The organism is Streptomyces sp. NPDC056296, assembly GCF_042268605.1.
In the GTDB taxonomy this organism is placed as follows: domain Bacteria; phylum Actinomycetota; class Actinomycetes; order Streptomycetales; family Streptomycetaceae; genus Streptomyces.
This window is the reverse complement of sequence record NZ_JBHJRX010000019.1, coordinates 104,024-116,372: the sequence shown is the minus strand read 5'-3', so window position 1 is coordinate 116,372 and position 12,349 is coordinate 104,024. Positions and strand designations below refer to the sequence as shown.

At 70.9% G+C, this 12,349-nt stretch carries 8 protein-coding genes; 3 read left to right on the top strand and 5 right to left on the bottom strand.

The features are described from left to right. Positions 1 to 67 precede the first annotated feature (67 nt). The gene (locus ACFCZF_RS16490) at positions 68 to 1,114 is read right to left on the bottom strand and encodes an SPFH domain-containing protein (protein WP_376672241.1); all 1,047 of its coding nucleotides are present in this window, start codon (positions 1,112 to 1,114) and stop codon (positions 68 to 70) included. A gap of 2 nt (positions 1,115 to 1,116) precedes the next feature. Then, positions 1,117 to 1,548: an NfeD family protein gene (locus ACFCZF_RS16485; RefSeq protein ID WP_376672240.1), complete on the bottom strand. Its 432-nt coding sequence runs from the start codon at positions 1,546 to 1,548 to the stop codon at positions 1,117 to 1,119. 199 nt (positions 1,549 to 1,747) lie between these two features. Between ACFCZF_RS16485 and ACFCZF_RS16480 the strand changes: the two genes are divergently transcribed. Further along, entirely contained in the window at positions 1,748 to 3,415 is a 1,668-nt protein-coding gene (locus ACFCZF_RS16480; protein WP_376672239.1) for an amidase, read from the top strand. Between the two features lie 51 nt (positions 3,416 to 3,466). Here the strand turns inward: ACFCZF_RS16480 and ACFCZF_RS16475 are convergent, their stop codons facing one another. Beyond that, complete coding sequence (locus tag ACFCZF_RS16475; protein WP_376672238.1) at positions 3,467 to 4,198, bottom strand: lytic polysaccharide monooxygenase; 732 nt, start codon at positions 4,196 to 4,198, stop codon at positions 3,467 to 3,469. 204 nt (positions 4,199 to 4,402) lie between these two features. Between ACFCZF_RS16475 and ACFCZF_RS16470 the strand changes: the two genes are divergently transcribed. Next, positions 4,403 to 4,840, top strand: coding sequence for a DoxX family protein (locus tag ACFCZF_RS16470; protein WP_376672237.1), 438 nt, complete (start codon positions 4,403 to 4,405; stop codon positions 4,838 to 4,840). Here the strand turns inward: ACFCZF_RS16470 and ACFCZF_RS16465 are convergent. After that, a complete protein-coding gene (locus ACFCZF_RS16465) occupies positions 4,834 to 5,862 on the bottom strand; it encodes a LacI family DNA-binding transcriptional regulator (RefSeq protein ID WP_376672260.1) in 1,029 nt (342 codons plus the stop codon). The two genes, ACFCZF_RS16470 and ACFCZF_RS16465, sit on opposite strands and share 7 nt — an antisense overlap. A 574-nt stretch (positions 5,863 to 6,436) precedes the next feature. On the opposite strand from ACFCZF_RS16465, the gene ACFCZF_RS16460 reads away from it, so the two are divergent. Continuing rightward, positions 6,437 to 10,507 (top strand): endo-alpha-N-acetylgalactosaminidase family protein, encoded by a 4,071-nt coding sequence (locus ACFCZF_RS16460; protein ID WP_376672236.1) that lies wholly within the window; start codon positions 6,437 to 6,439, stop codon positions 10,505 to 10,507. On the opposite strand, the gene ACFCZF_RS16455 is transcribed toward ACFCZF_RS16460, so the two are convergent. After that, complete coding sequence (locus tag ACFCZF_RS16455) at positions 10,446 to 12,263, bottom strand: glycoside hydrolase family 35 protein (RefSeq protein ID WP_376672235.1); 1,818 nt, start codon at positions 12,261 to 12,263, stop codon at positions 10,446 to 10,448. The genes ACFCZF_RS16460 and ACFCZF_RS16455 overlap by 62 nt on opposite strands. Positions 12,264 to 12,349: the final 86 nt, after the last annotated feature.

Here is a 12,349-nt window from a genome sequence, read left to right as displayed (position 1 = left end):
CTCGCAATGATCCTCAGGGACACACCCCTACACCCGAGTGTGCCCCACGCGACGGCCGGGGACGATCTCAGCGGTCCTCGGGCAGGGGGGCGGGGCGCAGCGCCTCGGACGGCACCCTGTTGGCCTTGGCCGCGTCGGCGAGGGCCTGGGCGGCCGCCTCCGCGGCCTGCGCCGTGTCGTCGGCCGCCTGGGCCGCGCCGTCGTCGGAGTCCTTCTCGCGGGTGGCGGGCGACTGGGGCAGCGCTTCGGTGAAGGCGCGGGAGACCCCCTGGAGTGCGGAGGTGACCTCGCTGGGGATGACCCAGAAGGTGCTGCCCGACCCCTGGGCGAGCTGGGGCAGCACCTGGAGGTACTGGTAGGCGAGGAGTTTGGGGTCGGGGTCGTTGCGGTGCACGGCCTGGAAGACCTCGTCGATCGCCCGGGACTGTCCCTCGGCCTTGAGGATCTCGGCGGTGCGGTTGCCCTCCGCGCGCAGGACGGCGGCCTGCTTGTCGCCCTCGGCGGTGAGGATCTGCGACTGGCGCTGCCCTTCGGCGCCGAGAATGGCGGCCCGCTTGTCCCGCTCGGCCCGCATCTGCTTCTGCATCGCGTCCTTGATGGACTGCGGGGGGTCGATGGCCTTGATCTCCACCCGGTTCACTCGCAGCCCCCATTTACCGGTGGCCTCGTCGAGCACACCGCGGAGCTGGCTGTTGATGGTGTCGCGTGACGTGAGGGTCTTCTCCAGATCCATGGAACCCACGACATTGCGCAAAGTGGTGACGGTGAGCTGCTCGACCGCCTGGAGGAAACTGGCGATCTCGTAGAAGGCCGCGCGTGGATCGGTGACCTGGAAATACAGCACGGTGTCGATCTCGACGACCAGGTTGTCCTCGGTGATGACCGGCTGCGGTTTGAAGGAGACGACCTGTTCCCGAAGATCGATCACCGGGTAGACGCGATCGATGTACGGAATGACGAGGCTCAGGCCGGGTTTCAGGGTGCGGTGGTAGCGGCCGAGCCGTTCGACGTTGCGGGCGCGGGCCTGGGGCACGATGCGTACCGCCCGCACCACGGTGAAAACCGCGAGAAGCGCGACGATCACACCGGCGACGAGGAACGCCGAGACTTCCATGGTCACTCCCGGGGGTAGACGAGCGCGGTGGAACCGCTGATCTCCATGACGTCGACGGTCGTTCCCCGCGGAATCACCAGCGTCTCGTCATAGGAACGGGCCGTCCACTCCTCACCGCCGATACGGACCCTGCCCTCCATGCCCGTCACCTCGGAGACGACGTAGGCGGCTTTCCCGACCAGCGCTTCCACCCCGAACCGCTCTCTCTGGGGCTGGATGACGTGGCGCAGCGCGATGGGGCGCACGAAAAGGAGGGTGACCGTGGCGACGACGGTGAAGACCACGAACTGGAAAGGCGGTGAAAGTCCGGCCGCGGCGGACCCGGCCGTGATCAGCGCGGCCGCGCCCAGCATTCCGAGCGCGGCGGTGAGAGTGAAGATCTCCGCCACGATCAGCACCACCGCGACGATCAACCAGATCAGCCATGGATCCATTACGACCCCCTCCTGGAGGGTGCGGGTACGCGAATGGCTGGGCGTAACCTCTATACCTCTGTTTTACCTTCTTCCAGGAAAACAGAACCCTTTCGGTGCTGTCACGGTTCCGTACGTAGAAACGTCCCGGACCGAAGTGGGAGTCGAGGCCGTACGAGTGCCCCTTGCGCCGCGTGGTGCCGTGCAGTGGGCTGTCCCCATGAAGAAGAGAAGCCTTGCGGCGCTGACCGCTGCCCTGGTCGTCACCCCTCTCTTAGCGGCGGGTGCGCCGGGGCAGCGCGCGGCGGCCGCCGAACCGGGCACCGCCGGTCCGTCGCCGTCCGCCGACGCGCCCCTCGCGCCCCTCGCGCCCCTCGCGCCCCTCGCGCCCCTCGCGCCCCTCGTCGACGGGGGGGACCTCGACACGGTGACGATCCCCGAGTTGCAGGCACGCATGAAGCGCGGGTCGCTGACCTCGTCGGCGCTGACCCGGGCGTATCTGCGCCGGATCGAGGCCATCGACCCGAAGCTCGACGCTGTGCTGCGCACCAGCCCGACGGCCCTGCGCCAGGCCGCCGCCAGCGACGCCAGGCATCGTCACGGCGAGGTCCGCGGCCCGCTCGACGGCATCCCCGTCCTGCTCAAGGACAATGTGAACACCCGCGACATGCCGACTACGGCCGGGTCGCTGGCCCTGGCCACCAGCCCGCCGGAAACGGACGCGGTCCTGGTCGGGAAACTGCGGGCGGCGGGCGCGGTGATCCTCGGCAAGACCAACATGTCCGAATGGGCCAACTTCCGCGCGGCGAAACCGACGTCGGGGTGGTCCGCGGTGGGCGGGCAGACCAACAACCCGTATGTGCTGGACCGGAACCCCTGCGGTTCGTCCTCCGGTTCGGCCGCCGCGCTCGCCGCGTCCTTGGCGCAGGTGGCGATCGGCACCGAGACGGACGGCTCCATCGTGTGCCCGGCCGGGATGAACGGGGTGGTCGGCCACAAGCCCAGCCTCGGCCTGGTCAGCCAGTCCGGTATCGTCCCGATCTCCGCCGAGCAGGACACGGCCGGCCCGATGGCACGCAACGTGATCGATACGGCGCTCACGCTTTCGGTGCTCACTGGCCGGGACACCGTGCGGGCGGGCAGCGCTCTCGGCCTCACGGACGCGGGCCCGCGTCCCGGCGGTCTGCGCGGCAAGCGGATCGGCCTGTGGCGGCTTCCCTCGCTCGGCACGGAGGTGGACGCCCTGATGACCGGCACGGCGGCACGGCTGCGCGCCGCGGGGGCCCGGGTCGTCGAGGTGACCCCGCCGTACCAGGAGCGGCTCGCCGAACTCGAGTTCCCGGCGCTGCTGAGCGAGTTCCACCGGGACATCGACGCCTACCTCGCCACCCGGGACGGGCCCCGGAACCTCGCCGAGCTGATCGAGTTCAACCGCACACACCCGGCCGAGCGGACCTGCTTCGCCGGTCAGGAACTGTTCGAGCAGGCCCTGGCCGCTCCCGAGACCACCGACCCGCGATACCGGGCCATGCGCGCCGAGTTGACGGACCTCTCCCGGCGCTCCATCGACGAGACCATGACCGAGCACGACCTGGACGCCATCGCCTCCCCGACGAATCCGCCCGCGTGGACGACCGACTGCGCACGGGGCGACAACGACGTCATCCCGTCCTCCACCCCGGCCGCCGTCGCCGGGTACCCGTCGCTTTCCGTGCCCGCCGGGTTCGTCGGCGAACTGCCGGTCGGCGTGCTTCTGATGGCCGGCGACCACCAGGACGCCGAACTGCTGTCGCTGGGCGCGGCGGTGGAGGACCGGCTGGACGCCTGGCGGGCGCCCCGGTACCTGCCCACGTTGCCCCACGAAACGTCCCGGCCGGAAGGTCGCTGACGGTACCGGGTCGGCGTGCGCCCCGCCGAGCGCGCGCCGACCCGGCCACGGTCACGCGGCCGTGCAGGCTCCGAGGTCTTCCCAGACGCCCCACTCACCGGAGGTGCCGGGCTCCTCGCCCGTCACCCACCATTTGGCGCGCCAGTTGTGGCCGCCGAAGGAGACCGTGTCGCCGCCGGTGTAGACGCTCCCGTCGTTCCACGGCGGGGCGGTGCAGTCGCCCGGATCGCCTCCACCGTCGCCGCCGCCGTCGTCGCCGCCACCGTCACCGCCGATGTTGACGTCGATGCAGGAGTAGAAGGCGTTGCCGGTGTCCGCCACGTTCCAGACCGCGAGTACCTTCTGACGGCCGGTGAAGCCGCCGAAGTTCACCTGGTGGCTGACGTCCGGAGCGGGCTGTGCGCCGTGGCCGTCGAATTCGGCGACCTTCTGGCTGCCGATGAAGTACTGCCAGGTGTCGGTGGCGTGCCGTGCCGTGTGGTGCCAGGTGAAGGTGTGCGTCGTACCGACCGGGGTGACCCGCCAGCCCTTGCTGTCGTCGTCCAGTTCGGCGAACTGGCTGTTCCCGCCGCTGCAGCTGCGCAGGCCCTTCGGCCCCTCGACGCTCTGCGGCTCGTACTTGATCTGGCCGCAGTCGACGATGCCCGCGGCGCACTGGTCCTGTCGACTGCCGGGTGAGGTCACCCAGCCGTGGGCGTTCGCCGTGCCGGCCGGAAGGCTGACGGCGAGCAAGGGAGCCACCAGCGCTCCGACCGCGAAAGCCGTCCGTCTTTTCGTGTTCATGCCATGCCCTTTCCTCGAAAGCGTCGATGCCGCCGCCCGCGAGGCCCCTCACCACCGGGCGCGACCGGCGGTGGAGACCGGGGACGGAGGCCGATATAGGTCTAGACCTAGCGGCACTAGGTCTAGACCATAGTCATCGACGGGATCCGGTCAAGGGCCTGCGCAACGTCCTGCCGAGATCGCCCAGCGAGAGAGGAGCCCCCTGTGGAAGCACTGGAAAGAAGCCGGGAGCACGTGATCGGACTCTTCCGCATCGTCGTAGGCCTGCTGTTCGCCTGTCATGGCGCCGCCACCCTGTTCGACGTGCTGGGTGGTCCGCACGGAGCCGGGCCCGGCCTCGGCGAGTGGCCCGGCTGGTGGGCGGCCGTCATCCAACTGCTCGGCGGCACTGTGGTTCTGTGCGGAGCGGGGGCCCGGGTCGCGGCCGTCCTGTGCTCCGGGTCCATGGCGTACGCCTACTTCACCGAGCACCAGCCCGACGCGCTCTTCCCCATCGAGAACGGCGGCGAGACGGCAGCCATGTTCTGCTGGTCCTTCCTGCTCATCGCCGCCATCGGACCGGGCCGCTGGACACTCGCCCCCCTCGTGCGCCCCCGGCGGCGGACCGCCACCCGGCGGATCGGGACGACGTCACTTCACTGAGCGAGGTCGGTTCTCGTCCGTCCCGGGGCGGCGGGGTCGTCATCGGCCGGCGCCGTGCTGGCGCGGACGATCAACGTGGGCTGGACGGACGCGGGTTCCGGCGCCGCCCCCGGGTCCGCGATGTGCCGCAGCAGGTGGCCGACCGCGAGGGCCCCCATCTCGGTGAACGGCTGGGCCACCGTGGTCAGCGAGGGCGAGCAGTACTCCGCCAGCGCGATGTCGTCCACACCGACGACGGAGATGTCCTCGGGCACCCTCCGGCCGAGTTCGTGCAGGGCGCGGATCACCCCGAAGGCCATCTCGTCGCTCGCCACGAACACCGCGGTGACGTCGGGAATCTTGCCCAGGATCAGCCCGTTGCGGTACCCGGAGGCGGGTGTCCAGTCGCCCTCCAGCACCGGCGGCACGGACAGTCCGGCCTCCTCCAGGGTGTCGCGCCAGCCGACGCGGCGGCTGGCGGCGTCGAGCCACTCCTCGGGCCCCGCGACGTGCCAGACGGTCTCGTGGCCCAGCCCGATCAGATGACGTGTCGCCAGACGTGCCGCCAGGGTCTGGTCGACGGCGACGACCTCGGTGGCCGAGGTCCTCGATCCGTCGACGGTGACGGTCGGCACCGAGCGGGTGAGCTGCTCGATCCTCGGGCTCACATGGACCAGCGGCACCGAGAGGATGACCCCCTCGACGCCCTGCTCCGCCAGCCGGGACAACGCCCCCTCGATGGCCGCGGTGTCCAGCGACGCGGTGGTCGCGGTGCTGACCGCGTACCCGGCCTCGCGTGCCGCGGTCTCGATGCCGAAGGTCAGGTTCGTGCGCGAGTAGAAGTTGGTCTGCAGCGTCACGACGCCGATCGTCCGGCTGCGCCCCGACGACAGCACGCGCGCCGCGTTGTTCTTGCGGTAGCCGAGCTGTTCGACGGCGGCGAGCACCTTGGCGCGGGTCTTCTGCTGGACGTTGGGATGACCGGCCAGGGTCCGGGACACCGTCTGGGCGGAGACCCCGGCGAGCCGGGCCACGTCCGCCATGCCGGGCTGCCGCGCGACGCCGTCGTCGGCCGTCGGCCTGCTCACGGGCCTCTTGCCGGCCGCCGGTGTTTCCGATGACATCGCTCGCCTCTCCGGAGACGACGCGGTCCTGGCCGCGCCGTCGCAGATGGTGGTCCCGCACGGCAGTCTAGCCACGTGAGCACTATTCGTTAGCACTATTGGCATCGATAACATTGTCTGCCATAGTTCCCGCCAGCGCATGGAGCCGAGCCGATCGGTTCCGTGCGGAGAGCCGTAGCCGACGCCGAGGAGGCGGAATGGCACCAGGGTGGCAGCGATAACATCGCAGGCGGCCCCATGAACGGCGCTCCGGCCCGGGAGGACCCCGCGCCCAACCGCCTCGATGTGCGCCCACTGCTGCCCGCTCCGCCGGTACCGCGCGACCGGCCCCCGGCGCGTCCTCCCCCTGCCCGCCCCTCGCCCGCGTCTCCGGGCCGGTGCCGGCCGCGCGTCACGAACTCGCCGCCGTCTCCGTCCCTCATCCGATCCGAGGAGGAAGCACCAAGTGGAAACCATGACGTCCCCATCACCTCGCCCACCGGGGCGCGGACGAGTGCCACGCCCCGGCGCCGTCGCCGCGGCGCTCGGCCTCACCCTCGGCATGCTGTCGACCGCCGCGGTCCCCGCGGGCGCGGCTCTGCCCCGGGCGGTCGCCGCCCCGGCGCCGGCGGGGACGCCGGTGGAGCTGAGCCGCGGCGGGCTGACCGTCACCGTGGCGAAGGAGTTCCCCCAGGTCATCTCGTACCGGCTGGGTGAGCGCGGCCTCGGCGGGCAGGCGTCCGCCCTGGACAGCTTCACCATCAACGGCACACCGCACCGCGCCACCACGACCATGCGGGCGAAGGACGGCAGGGCGACCTACACGTCCACCTTCGAGGACCTGCCCCACCTCACCATCACCTCGACCATCACGGTGACCGAGGAGACGACGGTCGTCTTCGCCGTCGAGAAGATCTCCGGGGAGGCCGCCGCGACGGTGCGCACCCTCTCGATCCCCGGTCAGTCCCTCGTCTCGGTGGACTCCTCCGAACCGGGCGCGAACCTCGCCCGGACGAAGATCTCCACGGACTCGACGACGACCGCCGACCGGTTCATCCCCATCACCGCCGACACGGCCCCGGACAAGGAGCCCGTCGGCACCCCGTACGCGTTCGTCGGCAACTCGCAGCTGTCGGCGGGCGTCATCACCAACGCGACCGAGGATTCGCCGCAGAACGACAACACCAACTGGAACACCCGCCTGCGGTCGCGCGTCGTCGACGCCGGCGACGGCAGGCGACGGGCGGAGCTGTCGGTCGGCACCTACACCTACCGGCCCGAGGGCGCGACCGATCCGCGGGTCGACACCTACGAGCTGCCCCGGGCGACCGTGGTCCTCGCCGCCGACGCCAACGACGACGGCACGGTCGACTGGCAGGACGGCGCGGTCGCCCACCGGGAGCACATGCGGCGCCCGCTCGGCGCGGACCGGGTGCCGGAGCGGGTGGTGCAGCGGATCCCGTTCAACTTCGCGAGCCAGGCCACCAATCCGTTCCTGAAGACGCTGGACAACACCAAGCGCATCTCCATGGCCACCGACAACCTCGGGCAGTGGGTGCTGGAGAAGGGCTACGCGAGCGAGGGCCACGACTCCGCCCACCCCGACTACGGCGGCAACGAGAACGTCCGCGCGGGCGGCCTGAAGGATCTGAACCGGCTCACCGGAACGGGCGCCGAATACAACGCCGACTTCGCCGTGCACGTCAACGCCACCGAGGCGTACGCGCAGGCGGAGACCTTCAGCGAGGAACTGGTGGCGGGCCAGAAGAACGGCTGGGACTGGCTCAACCAGGCCTACCACATCGACCAGCGCAAGGACCTCGGCACCGGCGCCGTCCTGGACCGGTTCAAGAAGCTCCGTGAGGAGGCGCCGGGCATCAGGACCGTCTACATCGACGCCTACTACTCCAGCGGCTGGCTGGCCGACGGACTGGCCGCCGAACTGCGGAAGATGGGCTTCGAGGTCGCCACCGAGTGGTCGTACAAGTTCGAGGGCTCCTCGGTGTGGTCGCACTGGGCCGCCGACAAGAACTACGGCGGCGCCACCAACAAGGGCATCAACTCGAACATCGTCCGCTTCATGTCCAACTCCGACCGCGACGTGTGGAACGTCGACCCGCTGCTCGGCGGCGCCAACATCGTCGAGTTCGAGGGCTGGACCGGTCAGGACGACTGGAACGCCTTCTACCGCAACATCTGGACCGACAACCTGCCGACCAAGTTCCTCCAGCACTACCAGGTGATGGACTGGGACCTCGGCAAGTCCGCGACGCTGACCGGCGGCGTGCGCGTGAAGTCCGTCGACGGCGAGCGGCGGATCTCCATGGGCGACGCCGTCGTCCTCAAGGGCGACACCTACCTGCTGCCGTGGGGCAACGCCAAGAAGGGCGACGGCACCTCCTCCCCCGGCGACGCCGACAAGATGTACTTCCACAGCGCCTCCGGCGGCACGCACACCTTCGAACTGACCGAGCAGTTCGCGGGCAACAAGAACTTCACCCTGTACGAACTCACCGACCAGGGCCGGGTGAAGAAGGCCGGGGTGAAGGCCGACGACGGGCGGGTGACGCTCACCGCCGAGAAGGGGCAGCCGTACGTCCTGGTGCCGAACGGCGGCAAGGCGCCGCACAAGGACCCGCACTACGGCGAGTTCACCGGGCTGTCCGACCCGGGCTTCAACGGCGGGGACCTGGACGACTGGAACGCGCGGGGCGGCGCGGAGATCGTCCGGGCCGGCAACGGCGACAACGTCGTCCGGCTGGGCGGCGACGCCTCCGGCATCTCCCAGAAGATCTCCGGCCTCACCCCGGGCAAGCGGTACACGCTCGGCGCGGACGTCGAGATCGGTCCCGGCGAGCGGCGGGACACCACGCTCCGGGTGCGCGGCGGCAAGGACCTGGCGGTGAAGACCTTCGACATCACTCCGGCGATCAACAAGATGGCGGCCGACGAGAAGCGGGACACCTACTCCCAGCGGGCCTCCGTCGCCTTCACGGCACCGCGTGGCGGCAAGGTCACCGTGGAGCTCGGAGCCGTCGCGGGCAGTGCCCCGGTCGTCCTGGACGACGTGCGTGTCATGGCGGACACCACCGCGCCACTCCCCCGCGGCGAGGACGGCACCGTGATCGCCCATGACGACTTCGAGGGCAACCAGCCGGGCTGGGGGCCGTTCGTCAAGGGCGACGCCGGCGGTGTCACCGACCCCCGCACGAGCGTCAGCGACCTGCACGAGCCCTACAGCCAGAAGGAGTGGAAGAACACCTACTCCCCCTACGACACGGGTGCGTTGAAGGGCAAGGCGGTCGACGACGTGCTCGCCGGGCGGCACTCGCTGAAGTCCCACGCGGAGAACACGGGGCTGGTCCACCGCACGACCCCCGCCACGGTGCCGTTCGAGGAGGGCCACAAGTACAAGGTGTCCTTCTCGTACCAGACCAACATCGAGGGCCAGTGGGCCTGGGTCACCGGCGCGGACCGGGTCGCCGACGGGAAGACCGCCTCTCGGGACATCACCCGTGACGTCCTGGAGCCGGCCCTGGACACGGCGACCTACTCCCGTGAGATCGTCGCCGGCTGCGGGGACACCTGGGTCGGGCTGCGCAAGCTCGGCAGTGCCCGGGGCACGGACCTGGTGATCGACGACTTCACCGTGACCGACCTGGGCAAGGCCGATGCCGGGGCCGCCTGCGCCGGTGTCACCGCCCCGTCCGGCGCGGAGCTGAGCCCCGGCGTGCCCGGTGAGTACGTCACCACGTTCACCAACCACGAGTCGGCCGACGCCGTGAACGTCGGTGTCCGGTTTCAGGGGCTGCCCGAGGGCTGGAAGGCCGAGGTGAAGGAGAAGGACGGCAACCTCTTCGAGCGCGTGCGGCCGGGCGCGAGCGTGCGCACCGCATGGCTCCTCACACCACCGGCCGACACGTCCGACACGTCACCCGCCTGGAAGGTGACGGCCACGTACGCCCACGCGGGGGCGACCAAGACCGTGTCGGCGGACGCCCGGGCCGCGGTGACCGACGACCCCGTGCTCTCGCCCGGCTCGATGACCGCGACCGCCGACTCCGAGAACGGCTCCTCCGGTTCCGGTGAAGGGCCGGTGTCCAACGTGCTCGACGGTGACGCCGGCACCATCTGGCACACCGACTACACCGCCTCCCAGGCCCCGTATCCGCACTGGGTGACGCTGAAGCTCGACGGCGCGGCCGACATCGACGGCTTCGGCTGTCTGGGCCGGCAGAGCGGCGGCCAGAACGGACGCGTCGCCGACTACGAGGTGGCGGTGTCCCAGGACGGCGAGGAGTGGACGACCGTGGCCGACGGCACCCTGAAGGACGTCCCGGGGACGCAACGGGTCTCCTTCGACCGGGTGCGCGCCTCCCATGTGCGGTTCACCGCGCTGAACGCGCTCAACGGGCAGCCGTACGCGGCCGCCGCGGAGATGCGGGTGTACGGCGTGCCGGTGGACCTGCCGACGGGCTACCCCCCGGGCGAACGCCCTGCCGACGCACGAGGCCGTGAGGAGGTCAGTCGAACGTCTCGACGTACTCCTCCGCCGGTCCGAGGCCGGGTCGGTCGTGCAGGGTGATCCGGGCGCCGAAGCGTTCGAGTTCCAGCACGGTCAGGGTGTTGTCGCCTGGGTGCAGCAGCGGGCCGGGCAGGTAGAGCGTGGCCTGCGGTCCGATCTCCCAGTAGCGGCCCAGCAGGGTGCCGTTGACCCAGAGGAAGCCCTTCCCGAAACCGGGCAGGGCGACGAAGGTGTCCGCCGGCTCGTCCACGGACAGGGTGGCGGTGGCGAAGCCGGCCCGGCCGTCCGGCGGGGCCGCCGCGGCGGCGCGGGCCGTGTCCTGTCGTGTCCACTCGTCGAGCGGCAGCGGACGGATCGTCCAGCCGTGCACCAGCCGGCGTTCCACCCGCACCCCGCCGAGGATGCCCTTGCCCTGGCCGAGCAGCGGGCCGTAGTTGATCCGCCCCTGGTTCTCCACCAGCAGCGCCAGCCGGACGCGCGCTCCGGTGCCGGAGACGGTGAACGAGGCGCTCTCGCGGTCCAGTACGGCCACGGGTGTGCCGTCGACGAACACCTGGGCACGGTCGTGCAGACCCGTGACGGTCAGTTCGTGGCTCCCCGGCGGCAGCAGCGGCTCGGCCTCGTAGAGGACCAGGCCGGAGGCCAGGGAAAGTTCCTCGAAGCTCAGGGGCAGCGGTGCGGGTACCGGTTCGGCCGCCGCGCGCAGCGCGGCCAGCAGGGCCGCTCGCCGGGTGACCGGGAGTTCGCGGGGTGCCAGCAGCGGCGGATCGGCGGGCAGCGGGCGCCTTGCTCCGGCGCCGTCGAGCCCGGTCAGCCTCTCCCTGAGGGCGAAGAACTTCGGTGTCAGGGCGCCGTTCTCGGCGATGGGTGCGTCCGAGTCGTAGCTGGTGACGGTCGGCTGGATCCCGCCGCCGTCGTGGTTGGCGCCCGCCCACAGCCCGAAGTTGGTGCCGCCGTGCGCCATGTAGAGGCTCACGGAGCCGCCTTCGTCGAGGATGCCGTCGACGGCCTCGGCGGCGCTCTCGACCGACCTGACGTGGTGCTTCTCGCCCCAGTGGTCGAACCAGCCGTTCCAGAACTCGGCGCAGAAGAACGGCTCCCCGGGCCGGCGCGAGCGCAGCAGCGCCGCGGCCTGAGCGGGACGTGAGCCGAAGGTCGCCGCCGCCAGTTCGCCCGGCAGGGCGCCGCCGTCCTGCATCAGCGGGGTCGGTCCGTCGGCCGTGTAGAGCAGTTCGGTGATGCCCCGCGCGACGAGGGCGTCACGAACGTGGCGGACATAGGCCTGGTCGTCGCCGTAGCTGCCGTACTCGTTCTCGATCTGGACGGCCACGACCGGCCCTCCCCGACCGGCCTGGAGGTCGGCGACGCGCGGGATCAGCTCGTCGAACCAGCGGTCGACCGCTGCCAGGAAGGGGCCGTGGGAGGTACGCAGCCGCATGCCGGGAGTACCGGTCAGCCAGGCCGGCAGACCGCCGTTGTCCCACTCGGCGCAGATGTACGGGCCCGGCCGCACGATGACGTCCAGCCCCTCCTCCTGGGCGAGCCGGACGAACCGGGCCAGATCGCGCGGGCCGTCGAAGCGGACGGCACCCTCGGTGCGCTCGTGGAAGTTCCACGGCACGTAGGTGTCCACGGTGTTCAGGCCGAGGGCGGCCAGCCGCCGGAGCCGGTCGGCCCACTGCTCGGGACGGACCCGGAAGTAGTGCAGCGAGCCCGCCAGGACGCGGTGCGGGCGCCCGCCCCGCAGGAGGACGCCGTCGCCGTACGCCAGGGTGGCCGCGGCCGGCGGCGGGGAGGCCGGGGAGGAGGTGCTCACTTGACGGCTCCAGCGGTCAGGAGGGGAGGAGGACACCAGCGATCGGAAGTTGGAACTATGGCAGAGAATGTTATCGATGCCAATCC

Bases quoted from the DNA above. Each gene is read 5' to 3' on its own strand.
- ACFCZF_RS16490 (WP_376672241.1), bottom strand. From the start codon at position 1,114: ATGGAAGTCTCGGCGTTCCTCGTCGCCGGTGTGATCGTCGCGCTTCTC.
- ACFCZF_RS16485 (WP_376672240.1), bottom strand. From the start codon at position 1,548: ATGGATCCATGGCTGATCTGGTTGATCGTCGCGGTGGTGCTGATCGTG.
- ACFCZF_RS16480 (WP_376672239.1), top strand. From the start codon at position 1,748: ATGAAGAAGAGAAGCCTTGCGGCGCTGACCGCTGCCCTGGTCGTCACC.
- ACFCZF_RS16475 (WP_376672238.1), bottom strand. From the start codon at position 4,198: ATGAACACGAAAAGACGGACGGCTTTCGCGGTCGGAGCGCTGGTGGCT.
- ACFCZF_RS16465 (WP_376672260.1), bottom strand. From the start codon at position 5,862: ATGGCGGACGTGGCCCGGCTCGCCGGGGTCTCCGCCCAGACGGTGTCC.